The following is a 20,496-nucleotide window of genomic DNA, read 5'->3' on the forward strand; positions in this document are numbered from 1 at the left end:
ACGGAAACTCCGGTTATTATCGTGCGATCAGTGGCTTGAGGGATATTCCGGCAGGCGCATAGGTCGTTGCAACGGCGGCCTATGGCGTGCATCTGCCCAAATCATGGGCGGTCGACATCAGGTGAAGCCCGCAAGGATCCGAAGCAGCTGCTCCCGGTTCGCCTTGCCGATCTTGGCCTCGACATGCCGCTCATGCTCGGCGGCGAGACGCTTGAACTTCGCCAGCGCCGTCTCGCCCTGCGCGGTGAGGTGCAGCGCATGGGAGCGCCGGTCCTCCTTCGACTTGGTCCGCTTCACCAGCTTGCGCTGTTCGAGGCTGTCGAGCAAATGCACCAGGCGGGCGCGCTCGATGCCGAGGCGCTTTGCCACCGCCATCTGTGACAGGCCCGGATTGGCGCCGATCACCGTCAGCACCGAATATTGCGTCGGCCTGATGTCGACATCGCCGAGCGTCCTGATGAAGTCCTGGAAAATCCAGATCTGGAAGCGTCGCACCGCATATCCGGCGTGGCCGACCAGGGCATCGAGGCCGATGTCATCGGCGACGTCGCGAGGTGCCGCGCCGTTGCCGGCGCGCTTGCGTGCGGAGAGGTGGATGTCGGCCCGGGCTGGATTGGCTGTCACGTCGGTGTCTCCTGTCGCGCAATCCTAGCGCCGCGCGGCCTCGAGAGAAAGATTGTTGTTGACGACAACAATTGCCGTGCCCAACATTATGGCCAAAGCGGCCCGGAACGAGGCTGCGGCCGATCCTGTATCGGGTGGAGGAGGAAACACATGACAGTCGCTCCAGGTGGTGACGTTGCAGGCCTGTTCGCAACGCCAAGGACCGTCGCAGAGCATCGCGGCGACGGCAGCATCGTGCTGCGATCGCCGGATCCGTTGCGCGACGGCGCGCGCTGCGTCGGCGACTGGCTGGAGCAATGGGCGCGGCAAACGCCGGATGCGATCTTCCTGGCCGAACGCGGCAATGTCGAAGCGCCCTGGACCACCGTCACCTATGCGCAGGCGCTGCGGAAGGTGCGCGCCGCTGCGTCCTGGATCCTGGCGCAAAAGCTCAGCGCGCATCGCCCGCTCGCGATCCTCTCGGACAACGGCATCGATCACGCGCTGCTCGCGCTCGCCGCCCAGCATGTGGGCGTGCCCTCGGCGGCGATCTCGCCGGCCTATTCGCTGATGTCGAAGGATTTCGACAAGCTCAAGAGCATGATTGCGCTGCTCGGGCCGGGCGCGATCTATGTCTCTGCGACCAAGCCATTCGCGCCAGCGCTGGCTGCCATCAGGCCGCTGCACCAGGCACAGATCATCAGCGGCAATGCCGATGACGCCGACGCGCTCGCGTTCCGCACCGTTGCGGCAACGCCCGAGACGCCTGACGTTGCAAGAGCCTTTGCTGCGCTCACGCCTGATACGATCGCAAAATTCCTGTTCACCTCGGGCTCGACCGGCACGCCCAAGGCAGTCATCAACACCCAGCGCATGCTGACCTCCAGCCAGCAAGCCAAGGCGCAGACCTGGACCTTCCTAGAACAGAGCCGCGATCTCGTCATTCTCGATTGGCTGCCCTGGAGTCATACGTTCGGCGCCAATCACAATTTCAATCTCGTGCTGCGCAATGGCGGCTCGCTGTACATCGACGGCGGCAAGCCCGCGCCTGGTCTCTTCGCGACGTCGCTCGCCAATCTGAAAAGCGTGATGCCGACGGTCTATTTCAATGTGCCGCGCGGTTTCGACATGCTGATCGCGGCGCTGCGCGCCGACGATGAGCTGCGTCGCCGCTTCTTCAGCGAGGTGAAATTCGCCTTCTATGCCGGCGCGGCGCTGCCGCAGAATCTGTGGGATGCCTTGGCAGAGCTTTCGACCAAGACCGTAGGTCGCACGCTGCCGATGGTCTCGGCCTGGGGCTCGACGGAAACCTCACCGCTCGCCACCGACTGTCATTTCCTCGCCGAGCGCTCCGGCAACATCGGCGTGCCCATTCCCGGCACCGAGCTGAAGCTCGTCGCGTCGGGCGACAAGCTCGAGGTGCGGGTGCGCGGCCCCAATGTCACGCCGGGCTATTGGAAGGCGCCGGAACTGACCAGGCAGGCCTTCGACGAAGAGGGCTTCTATCTGATCGGCGACGCCGTGAAGCTTGCCGATAGCGCGCGGCCCGAGCGCGGCCTGTTCTTCGACGGCCGCGTCGCCGAAGACTTCAAGCTCAACTCCGGCACCTGGGTCAGCGTCGGCACGCTGCGCGTTGCCGGCATCGCTGCGCTGGCGCCGCTGGCGCAGGACATCGTCGTCGCCGGTCACGGCGGCGACGAGGTGCGCTTCCTGGTGTTTCCGAACATCGCAGCTTGCCGCGCCCTTGCCGGGCTGCCCGAGACGGCCGCTGTGGGCGATGTGCTGGCGCATGCCAAGGTCCGCAGTGCGATCGCGCACGGTCTCGCAAAGCTGAAGCAGCAGGGCGCAAACTCCTCCGGCCACGCCACGCGTGCGCTGCTGCTCGCCGAGCCGCCATCAGTCGACGGCGGCGAGATCACCGACAAGGGCTACATCAACCAGCGCGCCGTGCTGACGCGACGTGCGGAGGCGGTGGCGCGGTTGAATGATGATGCGTCGGAAGAGTGGATCGGGCTGTAACACTAGCATCTCTCGTGCCCCGGACGCAGCGCAGCACGCAGTGATGCGCTGCAGAGCCGGGGCCCATCTCTCGTCGTGCACGCGGCGCCTGGGTCCCGGCTCTGCGTCGCGTCATTTCATGCCGCGCCGCGTCCGCGACACGCGAGCGGGCGGCGCCGATAAGCCAGCCATCCTGTCGCAATATCCTGCCGATTCTTTTGTTGCCTAAGCAACTAATTTGTGCGAACCCTTCCGGACGAAGACGACGGCGGGCGAACCGCTGCGTCCGATCTTGGAGGAAACAATGCTCGGCAGGAATGGTGCCGCGGGCAAACGCGGGCGCATGCCTGAAGACGTCAGCACGACGCAGCCGCGACGCGGCGCGTCAGCTGTAGCTGCTGTCCGTCACCGCGCCGAGATTTTCGTGCAGCCGGCGGAGCAGATCGATCAGCACCTCGCGCTCGTCCTTGCTCAGGCACGACAGCAGGCGCCGTTCGCGCTCGAATGCCGCCACGATCACCTTGTCATGCGTGGCCCGACCCCTTGCGGTCAGCGAGATCGAATGAGTGCGGCCGTCATTGGGGTCGGTGCGGATCGAGATCAGCCCGCGCTTCTCCAGACCCGCGAGCGTCCGGCTCACCGGGCCCTTGTCGAAGCCGATGACGTGGCAGATGCGCGAGGCGGGAATGCCGGGCTCGATCGCCAGCAGCGACATGATTCGCCATTCCGTGACGTTGACGCCGAACTGCTTCTGATAGAACCCGGTCGCACTATTCGAAAGCTTGTTGGCGATGAAGGTAATGAACGCCGGGACGTAACGCTCGAGATCGAGCGTCGGCCCCGCATCAGCGGGCGCGGGCTTCTGGCGGGCTCTGGTCGAGGACGGCGGCATATCGGGCTTCTGACTCGCGGCGTGCCCAGAGACCTAAGGGCATGCGCTGCCCTTTCACAAGATCAAAATGAGGGAGGTCTTCCATGACCGGATCCGGCTCCGCGGGATCGGGAGTCCCGCATCTCGACGTCGACCCCTTCGACATGACTTTTTTTGCCGACCCCTATCCCACGCATGAGCTGCTGCGGGAGGCGGGGCCCGTGGTCTATCTCGACAAATGGAAGGTCTATGGCGTGGCGCGTTATGCCGAGGTCCATGCCGTGCTGAACGATCCCGCCACCTTCTGCTCCAGCCGCGGCGTCGGGCTGTCCGACTTCAAGAAGGAGACGCCGTGGCGGCCGCCGAGCCTGATCCTCGAGGCCGATCCACCTGCGCACACCCGCACCCGCGCCGTGCTGTCAAAAGTGCTGTCGCCGACCGTGATGAAGCAGGTGCGCGATCGTTTTGCCGCGGCGGCGGTGGAGCGGGTGGATGCGCTGCTGGACAAGCGCAGCTTCGATGCGATCACCGACCTTGCGGAAGCCTATCCGCTATCGATCTTTCCGGATGCGCTCGGCCTCAAGCCGGAGGGGCGCGAGCATCTGATTCCCTATGCCAGCGTCGTGTTCAACGCGTTCGGTCCGCCCAACCAGTTGCGCCAGGAGGCGATCGAACGGTCGATGCCTCACCAGGCCTATGTTGCCGAGCAATGCCAGCGGGAGAACCTTGCGCCCGGCGGCTTTGGCGCCTGCATTCATGCGCAGGTCGACGAGGGTGCTATCACGCCCACCGAAGCGCCGCTGCTAGTGCGCTCGCTGCTGTCGGCCGGCCTCGACACCACCGTCAATGGCATCGGTGCGGCGCTCTATTGTCTCGCACGCTTTCCGGATCAATGGCAGCGCCTGCGCGAGGATCTCACGCTGGCGCGCGGAGCCTTCGAGGAAGCTGTGCGCTTCGAAAGCCCGGTGCAGACCTTCTTTCGCACCACCACGCGCGAGGTCGAGCTGTCAGGCGCGAGGATCGGCGAGGGCGAGAAGGTGCTGATGTTCCTCGCGGCAGCCAATCGCGATCCGCGCCGCTGGGACGAGCCGGACAGCTACGACATCACCCGCCGCACCTCCGGCCATGTCGGCTTCGGCTCCGGCATCCACATGTGCGTCGGCCAGCTCGTCGCCCGCCTCGAAGGCGAGGTGATGCTGACGGCACTGGCCCGGCGCATCGCGAAGATCGAGATCACGGGCGAGCCGAAGCGCCGCTTCAACAACACTCTGCGCGGGCTCGACAGCCTGCCGGTCACCATCACCCCGGCCTGACGAGGAGTCTTGATGCCCGCCATCACCTTTATCCATCCCGACGGCAAGTCCGATCGCGTCGAGACCGCGGGCGACGAAAGCGCCATGCAGGCCGCGACCCGTCACGGCCTCGACGGCATCCTGGCCGAATGCGGCGGCAACGCGATGTGCGCGACCTGCCACGTCTACGTCGATGACAGCTGGCTCGCGCGCCTGCCGGACATGGCGGACGACGAGGATGCGCTGCTCGACGGTACCGCGAGCGAGCGACTGCCGAACAGCCGGCTGTCCTGCCAGATCAAGATCACGCCCGCACTCGATGGGCTCGTGCTGAGACTGCCCGAACGGCAGGTCTGATTTTTTCTCAAACGCGCCGGCATCGACCGGCGCGGCAATCGATCCAACAGGGGAGGGAATGATGAAGCATCTGAAGTGGACGCTCGCGCTGGCCGCGAGCCTGATAACCGGCGCGGCGACCGCCGAGATATCGGACAACGTCGTACGCATCGGCGTGCTCAACGACATCTCCGGCATCTTCCAGGACACCAACGGCATGGGCTCGGTCGAGGCCGCGCGCATGGCGGCGGAGGATTTCAACGGCGGCGGCAAAGGCATCAAGGTCGAGATCGTCTATGCCGATCACCAGAACAAGGCCGATGTCGGCAATGCCATCGCGCGCAAATGGCTCGATGTCGAAGGCGTCGATGCCATTGTCGACGTGCCGAATTCGGCCGTCGGCCTCTCCATCAACACGCTGCTGCGCGACAGCCGCATGACCTTCCTGGCGTCCTCGACCGCGAGCTCGGACCTTACCGGCAAGGCTTGCTCGCCCAACACCATCCAATGGGTCAACGACGCCTGGGCGACCGGCAACACCACGGCAGCCGCGATGATGTCGCGCGGCGGCAAGGACTGGTATTTCCTCACGGTCGATTACGCCCTCGGCAAGGGGATCGAGGCGGAGGCGCAGAAATACATCGAGTCGCATGGCGGCAAGGTGCTCGGCTCCTCGAAGCATCCGCTCGGCACCTCCGATTTCGCGTCCTTCCTGTTGCAGGCGCAGGGCTCCAAAGCGCAGGTGATTGGGTTGGCGAACGCAGGCGGCGACACCATCAACGCGGTGAAGCAGGCCGCCGAGTTCGGCATCCAGCAGAGCGGCCAGAAGCTCGTCGCCTTCCTGCTCTTCATCAACGACGTCCACGGCATGGGCATCAAGGTCGCGCAGGGTCTCCAGCTCATGGAAGCGTTCTACTGGGACATGAACGACGACACCCGCGCCTTCGCCAAACGCTTTGCTGCACGGCCCGGCATGAACGGCAAGATGCCGAGCGGCAACCAGGCCGGCGTCTATGCCTCGACGCTCGCTTATCTCAACGCGGTCGCGGCGACCGGCAGCGACAATGCCAAGGACGCCGTGCCCGAGATGAAGAAGTTCAAGGGCAAGGACAAGCTGTTCGGAGACACCACGATCCGCCAGGATGGCCGCGTCGTGCATCCCATGTATCTGTTCGAGGTGAAGAAGCCGGAAGAGTCGAAATATCCATATGATTACTACAAGCTGGTCTCAACGATTCCCGCGGAGCAGGCGTTCCGCCCGCTGGCAGAAGGCGGATGTGAGCTGGTGAAGTGAATGTAGCTAGGAGCGCGATCTTTCACCCTCCCCTGGAGGGGGAGGGTCGATCGCGCGCAGCGCGAGCGGGGTGGGGTGATCTCTCCACTCGGGCACTGTTGGATGTGGAGAGACCGTCACCCCACCCCGTCTCACATTTCGCTGCGCTCCATGTGAGCCGACCCTCCCCCTCCAGGGGAGGGTAAGAGGGCCACGCTGCGTCATCGCCTTCTACACCACCTTGCTGCTTCCCTGCGTGATCAACCTCGCCGCGCGCTGATCTCGTGCGTAGATCCAGAGCCAGCTCAGGGCGACGCTGAGGCGGTGGCGCAGGCCGATCAGGAAGTAGATGTGGGCGATGCCCCAGATCCACCATGCGATGGTGCCGCGCAGCTTGACCTTGCCGAAGTCGATCACGGCGAGCCGTTTTCCGATCTGCGCGAGGCTGCCGGCATGCTTGTAGCGGAACGCGCCCTTTGTCTCTCCGCGCAGCCGCGCCTTGATGGTCTCGGCGACATGACGGCCCTGCTGCTTGGCGGCCGGCGCGATGCCGGGCACGGGCTTGCCATCCCAGGCATTGATGCTGACGGTGTCGCCGATCGCAAAGATCTCGGGATGGCCTGATATGGTGAGGTCGGCCTCGACCTGCACGCGCCCGGCACGATCGCTGGGTGCGCCCAGCCACTCCGCGGCGGGCGAGGCGCGCACGCCGGCGGCCCAGATTCTTGTCTTCGCCTCGAGCAGTTGGCCGCCGAACACGACGCCCTCGCGGTTGATCTCGGTGACGGCCTGTCCCAGCACGACCTCGACGCCGATCTTTTCCAGCGAGGCCTGTGCGTAGGCCGAGAGGTCGTCGGCGAAGCCCGCGAGCACACGCGGCCCGGCCTCGATCAGCACCACGCGGGCCTTGGTCGTGTCGATGTTGCGGAAATCGGCGGGCAGGGTGTGATGCGCCATCTCGGCGATGGTGCCGGCGAGCTCGACGCCGGTCGGGCCGGCGCCGACGATGACGAAGGTCAGCCGCGCCGCGCGCCGCGCCGGATCGGTCTCGCGCTCGGCGCGTTCGAACGCCACCAGGATGTGTCGGCGCAGCGTGGTCGCATCCTCCAGCGTCTTCAGGCCGGGCGCCCATGCCTCCCATTCGTCATGGCCGAAATAGGCGTGCCGCGCACCGGTGGCGAGCACCAGCGTGTCGTAGGGGACCTCGCTGCCGTCGTCGATCAGCACGCAGCGACGTGCCGTGTCGACACCGCTCACTGTGGCAAACAGCGTCGTCACCTCGCGGCGGTCGCGCATGAGATGGCGAATGGGCCAGGCGATCTCGCTGGTCGCAAGCGAGGCGGTCGCGACCTGGTAGAGCAGCGGCTGGAACAGATGATGATTGCGGCGGTCGATCAGCGTGATCTCGACCGGAGCGCCCGCCAGCCGGTAGGTCGCCTCCAGCCCGCCGAAGCCGGCGCCGACGATGACGACGCGATGGGGATTTGCGGCCATGATGCACCCTCGAATCTCGCTGCTGCTCTCTATCATTTAAGTGCGGATTGGGCGCCGCGGTCCAATAGCCGTCATCAATGGCCGCATAGGCCTGATGTATCGATTGCATCGATCTGGCGCGAAAAAGCGCCGCAGGCCCTGGGCCGGCCTCGGCCGAAGTGAGTAGAATTATATTTCTTGCCATCGCCAATTGAGGCGAAATATGGTGCAGGGCGGGCGCTGAGCCATTGGCGGCTCGACAAATTTTGCGTTCAATAGAAACAGGCCCGGGGCGGCGATCACCCCGTTTCCGGGACCGATAATAAGGAGGGGAGTGGTTATGAGGACGGCATTTTGGCTGGCGGGCGCAGCGGCGCTGGTGCTGGCAAATCAGGCATTCGCCGGCGACACCGTCAAGATCGGTTTCGTCTCGACCTTCAGCGGCCCGACCGCCGTGATCGGCAACGACATGCGCAACTCCTTCGAGCTCGCGCTCGACCATCTCGGCCGCAAGATGGGCGGCAAGCCGGTCGAGGTGATCTACGAGGACGACGGGCAGAAGCCCGACGTCGGCAAGCAGAAGACCGAGAAGCTCGTGCAGTCCGACAAGGTCGATTTCATCGTCGGCTATATCTGGTCGAACGTGCTGCTGGCCTCGCTCAAGACCGCGGTGGATTCGAAGACCTTCCTGATTTCGGCCAACGCCGGCCCGTCGCAGCTCGCCGGCGAGCTGTGCTCGCCTTACGTGTTTTCGACCTCGTGGCAGAACGACCAGACCCCGCAGGCGGTCGGTACTTATATGAACCAGAAGGGCGTCAAGTCCGTATTCCTGATCGGCCCGAACTACGCCGCCGGCAAGGACATGCTGGCCGGCGTCAAGAGCACCTTCAAGGGTCAGGTCGTCGGCGAGGAATACACGGTGTGGCCGAGCCAGCTCGACTTCTCCGCCGAGCTTTCCAAGGCGCGTGCCTCCGGCGCCGAGTCGATCTTCGTGTTCTACCCCGGTGCCGCCGGCGTGCAATTCCTCAATCAATATGCGCAGGCCGGCCTGAAGAGCACGATGCCGCTCTACACCGCCTTCACCATCGACGAGCTCTCCCTGCCGCTCCAGAAGGAGAACGCGCTCGGGGTGCCCGGCGCGCAGCAATGGGTCAACGATCTCCCCAACGAGCAGAACAAGCGCTTCGTCGCCGACTACCGCAAGAAGCATACCGGCCTGCGCCCGACCTTCTACGGCGCGCAGTCCTATGACGCCGCGAACCTGATCAACAGCGCCGTCGTCGCCGTGAAAGGCGACACCTCCAAGAAGGACGAGATGAAGGCCGAGATGGAGAAGGTGAACTTCAAATCGGTGCGCGGCGCCTTCAAGTACGGCAACAACCACATCCCGATCCAGAACTTCTACCTGCAGGATGTGGTCAAGGATTCCGAAGGCCAGCTCGCGCTGAAGACCGTCGCCACCATCGTCGAGAACGACCAGGATCGCTTCCACGACAAGTGCAAGATGAAGTGAGGTGGACTGTCTCCTCTCCCTCTCCCCGTTCTTACGGGGAGAGGGTGGGGTGAGGGGCTCTCTCTCCCCGAGGACGGAGTTGCTTGAATTCCTCAATAGTCCCCACATCGTCATTGCGAGCCACCGGGGCCGCGCTTCGCGCGGACCCGGTGGCTCGCAATGAGGTGTTGAGGGAGCGTTGCTCCCGATTGCGATGTGACTCGCGGAGATTCCCCCTCACCCGGAATTCAAGCTGCGCTCGAATTCCGGCCTCTCCCCGCAAGCGGGGAGAGGCGAAGGGAGAGGTCGTCACACCCTTGGCATGCTCGCCGGCCGCACCTCGCGGGCCTGCGCCGCGAGCCTGATGCCGGCGTTGGCTGCGCCAAAACCCTGGTAATTCCTGCGCTCGACGATCTCGAAGAAGAAGCGCTCGTCGAAAATGTGGGTGTAGACCTGGAAGAATTCGCCGTCGCCCTCGCGGTCGTAGAGAATGTGGTTGGCGCGCAGCTGTGCCATCAGCTCGGGGGCGAGGTCGTACTTGGCTTCGATGTCGTCGTAGTAGTTCTCGGGGATATCCAGGAAGTCCGCGCCGCGCTTGCGCATCGCGGCGACCGTCGCAAAGATGTCCCGGCACGCGAAGGCGACATGCTGCACGCCTGAGCCAAAGAATTCCGAGATGAAGCGCGCCGGCAGGGTGCGGTTGGCGGAGGAGCCGTTGAGGACGAAGCGCAGGCTCTGATCGGCGTTGATGATGGCCTGGCTTTGCACGAGGCCTCTGGGATCGGCGATCTCCATCTGCGGCAGGCGCTTCAGGTCGAGAATGCCGGTGTAGAACAACAGCCAGGACAGCATCTCGTCATAGGGCATCGACTGCGCGATGTGGTCGACGGCGACCAGGGCATCGGCGCTTGCATCGCTTGCGATCGGCTCGAAATCGGTGTCCCAGTTCTTGCCGGCCTGATCCAGGAAATAGAGCAGGCTGCCGCCGACGCCGTGGATGGCCGGGATCTCCAACTCGCCTGGCCCGACCGGCTGGTAGAAGGTGCGCGCCTTCAGCGCCTCGGCGCGCTGCATGGCAAGGCCGGCATTGTCGACGTCGAGCGCGATCGCGCAGACGCCGGGGCCGTGAGTGACGTAATGCGAATGCGCAAAGCCGTCGGTCTCGCAATTGACGACAAGCTCGACCTTGCCCTGCGACCAGCGCTCCACCGCCTTGCTGCGATGTTGGCCGGTCTTGCGGAAGCCGAGCTGCGAAAACAGGCGGGCAAGCTCACCGGCCTTGGTCTCGTTGACGGCGAACTCGACGAAGCCGGTGCCGCGGCTTTTGGCCTTCGGCGCCAGCGGCTCGCTGGCAAATTTCGGCCAATCCGGTGCGAGCTGGTCCTCCAGCAGGATCAGCGAACGCAGGCCGTCGATCGCAGTCTGCGCGGCCGAGCCGGCGCGGAACTGGTCGTTGAAAATTTCAAGCGACAGCGGCCCGGCATAGCCGGTCGCCGCGATCGCGGCCATGAACTCGCCGACCGGCAAGTCGCCCTGGCCGGGGAAGGAGCGGAAGTGCCGGCTCCAGGACAGGATGTCCAGCTCGAGCCTTGGCGCGTCCGCGAGCTGCACCAGAAAGATCCTGTCGCCGGGGATCGAGGCGATCGCGCGGGTCGGAAAGCCCGGCGCCAGCGCATGGAAGCTGTCGAGGATGACGCCGATCGCGGGATGATCGGCGCGGCGCACGATCTCCCAGGCATCGCGGTAGTCGTTGACGTGGCGGCCCCAGGCCAGTGCCTCGTAGCCGACGCGCAAGCCACGTTTGGCGGCGCGCTCGCCGAGCTCGCGAAAATCGTCCGCGGCGCGGTCGATGCCGCCGAGCGAGGCGGGCGACACGTTGGAACAGATCAGCAAGAGATCGGTCCCGAGCTCCTGCATCAGATCGAACTTGCGCATCGCGCGGGCAAAATTGCGCGAGCGCTGCGGTTCCGGCATGCCCTCGAAATCGCGAAACGGCTGGAACGCGCAAATCTCGAGATTGAGATCGCGGCAGAGCTTTGCGACGTCTCGTGGGCTCGCGCCGAACGACAGCAGATCGTTCTCGAAAATCTCGACCGCGTCGAAACCCGCGGCCGCGACGGCACGGAGCTTTTCGTCGAGGGCGCCTGAAAGGGAGACGGTCGCGATCGAGCGTTTGGTCATGCTGCGTTGTCCTCCATCGCGCCCCCAAGGAACAATTGCCCAATGCGGGGATCGTTCAAAATGCGCTCCGCCTTGTCGACCATGCGGGTCTGGCCGAGCTCGAGCACGATGCCGATGTCGGAGATTTCGAGCGCCGAGCGCGCGTTCTGCTCGATCATCAGGATGGTGACGCCGCGGTCGCGCAGGCTCTTGAGGATATCGAAGGTCTGCTGCACCATCAGCGGCGACAGGCCGATCGAGGGTTCGTCGATCAGCACCAGCTTCGGCTCGAGCAGCAGCGAGCGGGCGATCTCGAGCTGCTTCTGCTCACCGCCCGATAGCGTCGAGGCCTGCTGTGCCGATTTGCGGCGCAGCGCCGGGAATAGGTCCAGCGCAGCCTCGATCCGCCTGGGCAGGTCGAGGCCCTTGTCGGCGGCGACGCCGCCGAGCTCGATATTGTGGCGCACGGACAACTCGGGGAAGATGTTGCGGCCCTGCGGCACGTAGCAGATGCCGGCATTGAGCAGTGCGCGCTGGCTCAAATTGGTGACGTCGCGACCCCCAAAGCTGATCTTGCCGTCACGCAGCTTGAGCAGTCCGAAGATCGCCTTGAACACGGTGGACTTGCCGGCGCCGTTGGGGCCGATGATGGTGGTGATGGTCGCCTCCGGCACGGCGAAACTCGTGCCGTTCAGGATCGTCATCTTGCCGTAGCCGCCGACGAGGTTGTGAACCGAGAGGATCGGGTCGCTCATGGTCGGCTCCTCAATGTCCTAGATAAGCTTCGATCACGGCGGGGTTCTTGCGCACTTCGTCCGGCCGTCCCATTGCCAGCACCTTGCCTTCCGCCATCACCATCACGCGCGAGCAGAGCGACATCACGAACTCCATGTTGTGCTCGATCACTACGAAGGTGGCGTCCTTCTCGCGGTTGATCGCGACCAGGCGCTCCTTCAGGTCAGCCAGCATCGACGGATTGACACCGCCGGCGGGCTCGTCGAGCAGCACCAGGCGCGGGCCACCCATGAAGGCCATGGCGGCATCGAGCAGTTTCTGCTGGCCGTAGGAGAGACCGCCCGCGGGCTCGTCTGCGAGATGGTCGAGCTTGAAAAAGCCGATCATCTGGTTGGCGGCCTCCGTCAGTCCGGCGTCGGAGCGGCCGACCAGGCGCGAGGCCATGTTGCCCTGGTGCTCCTGGCCCGCAAGGATCAGGTTCTCGCGCACCGAGAGCTTCGGGAACACCTGCAGCAGCTGGAAGGTGCGGCTGACCCCGAGCTTGTTGAGCTCGGAGGGGCGCAGGCCCGTGACGACCTGCCCGTCGAGCTTCACCTCGCCGCCCGACGGCGTGAGCTGGCCGAGGATGCAATTGAACAGCGTGGACTTGCCGCAGCCGTTAGGACCGATCAGGCCGAGGATCTCGCCCTCGCGTACGTCGAACGAGACCCCGTTGACGGCGTGGATGCCGCCAAAGCTCTTCTTGATGTCGGTGACTTCGAGAACCGCACTCATTGCACCGTCTCCAGGCGGGATTTTGCGACGGCGCGCAGCGCGGACGCCGCCTTGGTGCGTCGTTCGGCGAGATATCGATCCAGGATTCCCAGAATGCCGGTCGGCGACCAGATCAGCAGCAGCATCACGGCGACCGCGTACAGCATCAGATAGTAGCCCTCGGTGAAGCGCAGCCATTCCGGCAGCAGCACCGCGATCATCGCCCCCAGGAACGGACCGAAATAGAAACCGGCCCCGCCGACGATCACCATCATCAACAGGTCGAGCGAGAGCGACAGGTTGAAGGGCACGGGGTCGATATATTGCGTCAGCGGCGCGTAGAGCGCGCCGGCGACGCCGCCGAGCGCCGAGCCGATTGCGAAGGCCATCAGCGTGTAGCGGCGCGTGTCGACGCCGAGCGATTGCGCGCGCAGCGGATTTTCGCGTAGCGCCATGAAGGCGCGGCCCCAGGGCGAGCGGATCAGCCACCACACGGCGAGCGAGACGATCGCAAGCGAACCGAGGCAGACATAATAGAACGGCAGCGGTCTGTTGGTTGCCAGCCCGAAGATGTGCGGGCGCGGGATGTTGGAGATGCCGTAGATGCCGCCGGTGAGCCAGCTCTCGTTGCGGAACACGAGGAAGGCCAGCGTCGAGAAGGCGAGCGTGACGAAGGCGAGGTAATGGTGCTGCACGCGCAGCGCGGGATAGCCGAGCACCCAGCCGACCGCGAAGCTCAACACGATCGCGACAAGGATCGCCGCCGGCAGCGGCCAGCCATGCGTGGTCATGATCGCCGCCGCATAGGCGCCGATGCCGACGAAGGCTCCTTGAGCCAGCGAGACCTGGCCGGCGTAGCCGAGCGTGAGATTCAGCCCCATCGCGGCGATGCTCATCACCGCCCACTGGCTGAGGATGAACAGGCCATAGCGGTTGAAGTTCATGGGGACCACGATCAGCGCGGCGATGACGGCAAGGCCGAGCGCGATCTTCAACGGTTTGGCGAAGCCGCTCATACGGTGCGCTCCTCGGCGCGGCCGAGCAAGCCCTGCGGCCGGAACAGGATGACGGCGATCAGGAAGATCATCGGCACGGCGGCGCGGTACTGCGTCGAGACATAGGCGGCCGCGAGATTGTCGAGCACGCCGATCAACAGGCCGCCGGCGATCGCGCCGCGCACCTGGTTGAAGCCGCCGACGATCGCCGCGATGAAGGCGGCCTGGCCCAGCACCTCACCTGACGAGAACTTTGCGAGGTAGATCGGCGTGATCAGCAGCGAGGCCAGCGCCACCAGGAAGGCGTTGATCAGGAAGGTCAGCAGGATCATGCGCTCGACCGGGACGCCAATGATGCGCGCCACCGTCGGGTTCTGCGCCGCCGCCTGCATCTGGTGGCCGAGCGAGGTGCGGTTCAGCAGTGTCGTCAGTCCAAGGACGGCGAGAATGGCGACGACGAGGACGCCGATGCTTTGCAGCGACACGGCGTGGCCGAGGATTGAGATATCACCGGTCGGCACGATCGACGGGAAGGGCGAGGCCTCGGCGCTGAAGAACTGCTTGACAGCCTCCTTGATGCCGATCGCAAGCGCCATGGTCGCAATCGCCAGCGGCAGCACGCCGTGACGCATCATCGGGTCCACCAGCAGCAGCTTGAAGGCAAGGCCGAGCAGGATCATCGACAGGAGGATGCCAAGGATGATCGCGAGCCAGAACGGCGCGCCCACATGCATCGCCGCCAGCATCAGGAACGCCGGCAGCATCACGAACTCGCCTTGCGCGAAATTGATGGTCTGCGAGGTCTGCCACAGCAGCGTGAAGCCGACCGCAACCAGCGCATAGATCGCACCGGTGGCAAGTCCCGCGACCAGAAGATCAAATAGGTTGGACATGGGTTCTCTTTGATCGTTGGAGCCCGAGTGAACTGGAGTGCCGCGAATTCAGGTCTATCTCTTCCTCTCCCCGTTCTTACGGGGAGAGGGTGGGGTGAGGGGCTCTATCCGCGAACTCAGCTGTCACCGTGACTGCGGAAGCACCCCTCACCCCGACCCTCTCCCCGCGAAGAGCGGGGCGAGGGAGAAGAAATCCCCGCATCCGCGTTCGCTGAAGCTTCGGCGAGGCAGGCGCGGGGAGAGGCGAAGATCACTTCACTTTCGGCAGCACCTGCTTCACCACCTGCTTGCCTTCGACCACCTCGACCAGGAAGCTCTGGCGGTCGATGTCGCCGGTGTCGCTGAAGGTGACGTCCATCAGGATGCCCGGCTCGTCCGCCGCCTTGATGGTGAGACCGTGCAGCGTGTCGGCGAACTTCTTCGGATCGACCTTGCCCATCTTCTCGGTGGTGGCCTTCACCATGTAGACCGCGAGATAGCCCTTCAGGCCGTTATGATCGGGGACGTAATTGTACTTCTTGGAAAACTTCTCGCGGAACGCCTTGATCAGATCGACCGGCGCGTCGGTGGTGAGGCCGACATGGCCGCGCGCGCCGTTGGCGGCGTCGCCGGCGAGCTCGATCACCTTCTGGCCGATCAGCGTGGTCTCGCCCATCAGCGGCGCGGTGACGCCCTGGCGCTTCAGCTCTTTCAGGATCCGCGCGCTCTCCTCTTCGTTGAGATAGACGAAGACGGCGTCGGGGTTGGCAGCCTTGATCTTGCCGACGTCGGCGGCGAAATCGGCCTGGCCCGCCTCAGTGGAGAGATCGGCAACAACCTTGGAGCCGAGCCGGTCGAGCTCCTTGACCACGACGTCGCGGCCACCGCGGCCGAAGTCGTTGTTGACCCAGACCACCGCGACGGTCTTCGCCTTCATCTCGTCGTGAATGTACTTTGCGACCTTCGGCATCGAGGATTGCTGGCCGAACGACGTGCGGAACAGGAACTTGTTGCCTGCTTGCGTCAGCTCGGCGGCTTCGCCGCCCATGATCTGCGCGATGCCGGCTTCGGCCGCCAGCGGCGCGGTCACCTTCACCGAGCCGGAATAGCCGGGCCCGAGCAGCACGTAAGGTTCAGCGTCGAGCGCCTTCTGCACCTGGGCGCGCGCCACGCCGGGGTTGGACTGCGAGTCGGCGTGGGTGACCTCGAGCTTGCGGCCGAGCACACCGCCCTTGGCGTTGATCTCCTCAATCGCGAGGTCGATGCCGTTCTTCCAGTTGGTGCCGACAGTGGCGCCGCCGCCCGAGAGCTCGGCAACGTCGGCGAGCTTGATCGCCTGGGCAAGGGCGCTCGTTGCGGTCATGGCGGTGAGCAGCGCGCCCACCAATAGCGTTGATTTCATCGTCCTCTCCTCCCGTTTCAAATCTTGCCAGCGGCCTTGTATCCGGCCGCTTCGCCTCAAGCTGCCTGATAGGCTGCGCTGCGCGCCGCCATCACGGCATCAAAAGCCTCTCCCATGATCTCGGTCGATGGGGCAAGGCCCGTGAACAGTTCGAAGGCGTCGGCGGCCTGGTAGATCGCGAGCTCGCGCCCGGTCATGATCCGGGCGCCTTTCTCTTGCGCTGCGGCAAGCAGCGGCGTGATCAACGGCGAATAGACGGCGTCGGCGACCCACAGGTCCGGCCTGAGCAGCGCCGCCGGTACCGGCGTGTCACGGCTCGGCAGCATGCCGACCGGCGTGCCGTTGACGAGACCGGTTGCGCCATCGAGCGCATCCTCGACGCTTCCAGCCACCGTCGCGCCGCCTTGTCTGGCAAGCAGCGAGGCGAGTTTCTCGGCGCGCGCCGGCTCGCTGTCGAAAATGCGGATGTCGGCCACTTTCAGGCTCGCCAATGCGAACGCGATGGCCTTGCCGACGCCGCCGGCGCCAATCACGGCGACGGCGTTGCCGGACGGCGCCAGCAATGGAGCCACCGCCCGTGCAAAACCCGTGGTGTCGGTGTTGTGGCCGGTCAGCCGGCCATCCCCGACGACGACGGTGTTGACCGCGCCCATGCCGGCTGCGCCCGGCGCCAGCGCGTCGAGCAGCGGGACCACTGCTTCCTTGTAAGGATAGGTGACGTTGACGCCGGCAAAGCCGAGCCGCCGCACGCCTTCGAGCATCATCTGCAGCTCGGCCGCGTCGGCGCCGGCGACTTCGATGAGCTGGTAATGGCCGCGCAGGCCAAGCGCCTCGGCGGCGCGCTCATGCATGGCGGGGGACGCGGAATGCGCGATCGGGGCGCCGATCAGGCCGGTGAGAAGCTTCTTGCTGGCGGCGTATCCGCGCTTCGGCATGGTTGGCTATCGTCTCGTTGGGAGCGTCCGGTCCCCGGCCATTAGCGGGGAAGCCCGCGCAATTCCAGTTGCGACGATAGCCTTTCCGCCGCCTAACACAATTACCCTTTTATCCAGCAAACCTAACATCATGTTATTTCTTTCGCCCGCGTGCCAGGGCGGCCTTGCCATTGCCGCGAGACGGCTCGACCGCACGCATCTCGGTGCGCAGGGATTCGATGAAGTACTCCGCATGCAGCGACAGCGGCGTGCCGCGCTTGACTGCGATGTAGGTGTCGAACCGCGTCGGCTCGGTGATCTTCAGAAGCTCGATCCCGGGATAGCCGCCATGGGCGACCGTGAACTGGTCGATGATGGCGATGCCGAGCCCCGCCTTCACCAGCGCGCAGACCGTGGTGCCGAAGCGCGCGCGGATGGTGATGTTGTAGTCGAGCCGGTTGCGCGCAAAGATCCCGGCCATGATTCGGCCGTAAGGGTCGTTGGGATCGATGCCGATCAGCGGATAGCGGGTGATCTCGGCGGCGGAGACCTGCTTGCGGCCGGCCAGCTCGTGGCCCGGCGGCACGATGCAATAGAGCTCGCCCGAGGCGAGCGGCATGAAGTCGAGCCCGGAATGCTCCAGCCGGTAGCTCATCGCGACGCACTCGCCGCGGCCGAGCATCAGGTAGTCGATGGCTTCCTCGAGCTTGAGGATGTTGATGTCGATGCCGAGATCGGGATAGCGGCGGCGGACGCGCTCGATCGCGCGCGGCACCATCACCTGCGAGATGCTCGGCACCGAACCGATGCGCAGCTCCGACAGGCCGCCGCGGCCGATCTTGGAGATGATCTCGGAGAGATCGTCGACCTTCTTGTAGACCCCGTTGATCTGCTCGAAGATGTTCTCGGCTTCCGGCGTCGGGAAGTAGCGCCCGTTCTGGCGCTGGAAGAAGCGGATGCCGAGCGAGCGTTCGGTGTATTTGACCAGACGGCTGATGCCCGGCGCCGATACGTTGAGCAGCTTCGCCGCGCCGCCGATGGTGCCCGTCACCATCACGGCACGGATCACTTCAACCTGGCGTAGCGTCATCATGGCCTTGAAATGTCCTTGGCATCCGAAAGACGATCGTGGCGGCGATCATCTCACGAGAGTCGTGATGCCATCCAGCGGCAAGTGTGCGTCGATGTGGACGGAGGCTGGCGAGCTGCTCTCGTGTCCCGGACGCGCTGCAACGCGTTTGGCGTTGCGGCGCAGAGCCGGGACCCAGACAGCCGGAGGGGAAATGTCGGATGGCTGGGCCCCGGCTCTGCAGCGCATCGTCGAAGAGACGCTGCGCTGCGTCCGGGGCACGCGAGTGCGGCCGGACACGTCAACCATCTTCACAAGGGGAGAAGGGAAGCCCAACTTCGCGGTCAGAGTGTTTCGACCAAATCCAGCACGTTCAAATGGAAGGGCGTCGTCGCGCGATGTGTGGCTTCGGCGTCGTTTGTTGCAACTGCGTTCTAGCTCGCCGGGCCCTCGGGCGACACGCGGTCATCGGGCTCCGCGCGCTCGCTTTGCAGCACCTCGCGCGCAAACTCGATGATCTTCTGCTTGTTGGCCGTTTCGCGGACGGCAAAAAACACGCGGTTCAATTCCAGGCCGAGCACGCTGTTGAGGGCGATGTCCTCGTCTTCCATCGTGGTTTTCCCGCTTCGGACGCGCTCAGGTGTAACTTGACCTCACTTCTTCCACAAGTAGATTAAATCTTCGGAGCAGGCGGAACACCGGCAAACTACGGAGCAGCGAATTGAGGTAGCCCCCAAATACATGCTATATGGCAGGGCGAGGTTCAGGAAACGCACCGATGTCTGCCGCAGATGCCGTAGATTATGGCCGGGAGGCGCTCGACTTCATCGAGGGGCTTAGCGCCTATACCAAGGTTCCGGACGCCGTGGATGCGCTTTCGACCGCGTTCGGCCGATACGGCTTCGAACACATCATCGTAACGGGCCTGCCCAATCCCGATCAGCGCTTCTCCCAGATGGTGCTCGCCAAGAAGTGGCCGGCGGAGTGGTTCAGCCTCTACACCCAAAAGAGCTACGACCGCGTCGATCCCGTGATCCGCAAATGCCGGCAGACGGTGAACCCTTTCGAGTGGTCCGAAGCGCCGTATGATCCGGAGCTGGAGCCGGGCGCAGTAGAGGTGATGCGGCGCGCCGCCGATTTCCGCATGTCGCGCGGCTTCGTCGTGCCGATCCACGGCTTGACCGGTTATGAGGCCGGCGTCTCGCTCGGTGGCGTCCATCTCGATCTCAACGCCCGCAGCAAGCCGGCGCTGCATCTGATCGCGATGTACGGCTTTGATCACATTCGCCGTCTGCTCGATCCAACGCCGCATCCGTCGACCCGGCTCACCCCCCGCGAGCGCGAGGTGCTCGCCTGGGCCTCGCAAGGCAAGTCCGCCTGGGAGATCGGCGAGATCCTCAACATCACGCAACGCACGGCGGAAGAGCATCTTGCAACTGCCGCGCGCAAGCTCGGCGCCGTCAACCGGACGCATGCGGTCGCGATCGCGATCCGCCACAGAATCATCAGTCCTTGAAATCCTCGCCTACTGGGAAATTTCCCAATAGTCGGCTTTGCCTTTTTCGCTGAGGCTCCCCCCATTTCGAGCCAAGGGGGAGTTCATGATTCATGTGATTTCTGTCGTCAATCGGCACCTCTACGAGGGCATCCTCGAACAGTATTTTCGGGTCCGTCATGAGATCTTTGTCGAGGAGCGGAAATGGGAGGCGCTGCGCAAGCCCGACGGGCGCGAGATCGATACCTACGACAATGAGGACGCGGTCTACCTGCTGGCTCTCGAATACGGCCGGGTGCTCGGCGGCTTCCGCCTGTATCCGACCACCAAGCCGACGATGATGAGCGAGGTCTTCCCGCATCTCGCCGCGGTGCGCGGTTGCCCATCGGACCCGCTGGCCTGGGAGTGGTCGCGATTCTTCGTTTCGCGCGAGCGCCGCGACGGCGTGTTCAATCTGCAATTGATGGCGGCAGCGCAGGAGTTCTGTCTCGATCAGGGCATCGAGCGACTCTGTCTCGTCATGGAGACTTGGTGGTTGCCGCGCTTCCATGACATCGGATTCGTCGTGACGCCGCTGGGATTGCCGGCGCTGGTCGAGAATTCCTGGACCATGGCCGCGACGATCGATATCCGCCAGGAGTCGCTTGATATCGTGCGTGACCGTATCGGGCTGACGAGCGTCGTCCAGCAGGACGGTCCGCGTATTGACTGCATCGCCCGAGCCAACCTTTGCGGCCTCGCCGCCCAACGAAAGAGCGCCTGA

Annotated in this window: 19 protein-coding genes; 7 read left to right on the forward strand and 12 right to left on the reverse strand. The window is 64.6% G+C overall.

Annotated features, from left to right (window positions below):
* Positions 1 to 117: 117 nt before the first annotated feature.
* Entirely contained in the window at positions 118 to 624 is a 507-nt protein-coding gene (locus JQ566_RS31160; RefSeq protein WP_212379523.1) for a MarR family winged helix-turn-helix transcriptional regulator, read from the reverse strand.
* Between the two features lie 150 nt (positions 625 to 774).
* Between JQ566_RS31160 and JQ566_RS31165 the strand changes: the two genes are divergently transcribed.
* Positions 775 to 2,622: a feruloyl-CoA synthase gene (locus JQ566_RS31165; RefSeq protein WP_212379525.1), complete on the forward strand. Its 1,848-nt coding sequence runs from the start codon at positions 775 to 777 to the stop codon at positions 2,620 to 2,622.
* Positions 2,623 to 2,986: 364 nt separating this feature from the next.
* Here JQ566_RS31165 and JQ566_RS31170 read toward each other — a convergent pair whose 3' ends face one another.
* Entirely contained in the window at positions 2,987 to 3,493 is a 507-nt protein-coding gene (locus tag JQ566_RS31170) for a MarR family winged helix-turn-helix transcriptional regulator (protein WP_212379527.1), read from the reverse strand.
* 83 nt (positions 3,494 to 3,576) lie between these two features.
* Here JQ566_RS31170 and JQ566_RS31175 point away from each other — a divergent pair, with 83 nt between their 5' ends.
* The 3 genes from JQ566_RS31175 to JQ566_RS31185 all read left to right on the forward strand — a co-directional run bounded on the left by JQ566_RS31175 (position 3,577) and on the right by JQ566_RS31185 (position 6,394).
* Positions 3,577 to 4,785, forward strand: a complete 1,209-nt coding sequence (locus JQ566_RS31175) for a cytochrome P450 (RefSeq protein WP_212379529.1) — start codon at positions 3,577 to 3,579, stop codon at positions 4,783 to 4,785.
* A 12-nt stretch (positions 4,786 to 4,797) separates the two neighbouring features.
* The gene (locus tag JQ566_RS31180; RefSeq protein WP_212379531.1) at positions 4,798 to 5,121 is read left to right on the forward strand and encodes a 2Fe-2S iron-sulfur cluster-binding protein; all 324 of its coding nucleotides are present in this window, start codon (positions 4,798 to 4,800) and stop codon (positions 5,119 to 5,121) included.
* A gap of 61 nt (positions 5,122 to 5,182) precedes the next feature.
* Complete coding sequence (locus JQ566_RS31185; RefSeq protein WP_212379533.1) at positions 5,183 to 6,394, forward strand: ABC transporter substrate-binding protein; 1,212 nt, start codon at positions 5,183 to 5,185, stop codon at positions 6,392 to 6,394.
* A gap of 210 nt (positions 6,395 to 6,604) precedes the next feature.
* Here the strand turns inward: JQ566_RS31185 and JQ566_RS31190 are convergent, their stop codons facing one another.
* Positions 6,605 to 7,867: an NAD(P)/FAD-dependent oxidoreductase gene (locus JQ566_RS31190; protein ID WP_212379535.1), complete on the reverse strand. Its 1,263-nt coding sequence runs from the start codon at positions 7,865 to 7,867 to the stop codon at positions 6,605 to 6,607.
* 319 nt (positions 7,868 to 8,186) lie between these two features.
* Between JQ566_RS31190 and JQ566_RS31195 the strand changes: the two genes are divergently transcribed.
* The gene (locus tag JQ566_RS31195) at positions 8,187 to 9,359 is read left to right on the forward strand and encodes an ABC transporter substrate-binding protein (protein WP_212379537.1); all 1,173 of its coding nucleotides are present in this window, start codon (positions 8,187 to 8,189) and stop codon (positions 9,357 to 9,359) included.
* Between the two features lie 288 nt (positions 9,360 to 9,647).
* Here the strand turns inward: JQ566_RS31195 and JQ566_RS31200 are convergent, their stop codons facing one another.
* The 9 genes from JQ566_RS31200 to JQ566_RS31240 form a co-directional block, all read right to left on the reverse strand.
* A complete protein-coding gene (locus JQ566_RS31200) occupies positions 9,648 to 11,519 on the reverse strand; it encodes a bifunctional sugar phosphate isomerase/epimerase/4-hydroxyphenylpyruvate dioxygenase family protein (protein ID WP_212379539.1) in 1,872 nt (623 codons plus the stop codon).
* Positions 11,516 to 12,253, reverse strand: a complete 738-nt coding sequence (locus tag JQ566_RS31205) for an ABC transporter ATP-binding protein (protein ID WP_212379541.1) — start codon at positions 12,251 to 12,253, stop codon at positions 11,516 to 11,518. Before JQ566_RS31205 ends, JQ566_RS31200 begins: the two co-directional genes overlap by 4 nt.
* 10 nt (positions 12,254 to 12,263) lie before the next feature.
* Positions 12,264 to 13,007 (reverse strand): ABC transporter ATP-binding protein, encoded by a 744-nt coding sequence (locus JQ566_RS31210; RefSeq protein ID WP_212379544.1) that lies wholly within the window; start codon positions 13,005 to 13,007, stop codon positions 12,264 to 12,266.
* The gene (locus tag JQ566_RS31215; RefSeq protein ID WP_212379546.1) at positions 13,004 to 14,002 is read right to left on the reverse strand and encodes a branched-chain amino acid ABC transporter permease; all 999 of its coding nucleotides are present in this window, start codon (positions 14,000 to 14,002) and stop codon (positions 13,004 to 13,006) included. The genes JQ566_RS31210 and JQ566_RS31215 overlap by 4 nt, the downstream gene beginning before the upstream one ends.
* Positions 13,999 to 14,874, reverse strand: coding sequence for a branched-chain amino acid ABC transporter permease (locus JQ566_RS31220; protein ID WP_212379548.1), 876 nt, complete (start codon positions 14,872 to 14,874; stop codon positions 13,999 to 14,001). Before JQ566_RS31220 ends, JQ566_RS31215 begins: the two co-directional genes overlap by 4 nt.
* 250 nt (positions 14,875 to 15,124) lie before the next feature.
* Positions 15,125 to 16,255 carry an ABC transporter substrate-binding protein gene (locus JQ566_RS31225; RefSeq protein WP_212379550.1) on the reverse strand — a complete coding sequence of 377 codons (1,131 nt, stop codon included), beginning with the start codon at positions 16,253 to 16,255 and terminating at the stop codon, positions 15,125 to 15,127.
* A 56-nt stretch (positions 16,256 to 16,311) separates the two neighbouring features.
* Complete coding sequence (locus JQ566_RS31230; protein WP_212379552.1) at positions 16,312 to 17,190, reverse strand: shikimate dehydrogenase; 879 nt, start codon at positions 17,188 to 17,190, stop codon at positions 16,312 to 16,314.
* A 133-nt stretch (positions 17,191 to 17,323) separates the two neighbouring features.
* A complete protein-coding gene (locus JQ566_RS31235) occupies positions 17,324 to 18,262 on the reverse strand; it encodes a LysR family transcriptional regulator (RefSeq protein ID WP_212379554.1) in 939 nt (312 codons plus the stop codon).
* Between the two features lie 410 nt (positions 18,263 to 18,672).
* Positions 18,673 to 18,849: a hypothetical protein gene (locus tag JQ566_RS31240; RefSeq protein ID WP_212379556.1), complete on the reverse strand. Its 177-nt coding sequence runs from the start codon at positions 18,847 to 18,849 to the stop codon at positions 18,673 to 18,675.
* A gap of 167 nt (positions 18,850 to 19,016) precedes the next feature.
* On the opposite strand from JQ566_RS31240, the gene JQ566_RS31245 reads away from it, so the two are divergent.
* Positions 19,017 to 19,754, forward strand: a complete 738-nt coding sequence (locus JQ566_RS31245; protein ID WP_212379558.1) for a helix-turn-helix transcriptional regulator — start codon at positions 19,017 to 19,019, stop codon at positions 19,752 to 19,754.
* An 85-nt stretch (positions 19,755 to 19,839) separates the two neighbouring features.
* Entirely contained in the window at positions 19,840 to 20,496 is a 657-nt protein-coding gene (locus tag JQ566_RS31250; protein WP_212379560.1) for an acyl-homoserine-lactone synthase, read from the forward strand.

The organism is Bradyrhizobium sp. SZCCT0231 (assembly GCF_018130245.1).
In the GTDB taxonomy this organism is placed as follows: domain Bacteria; phylum Pseudomonadota; class Alphaproteobacteria; order Rhizobiales; family Xanthobacteraceae; genus Bradyrhizobium; species Bradyrhizobium japonicum_F.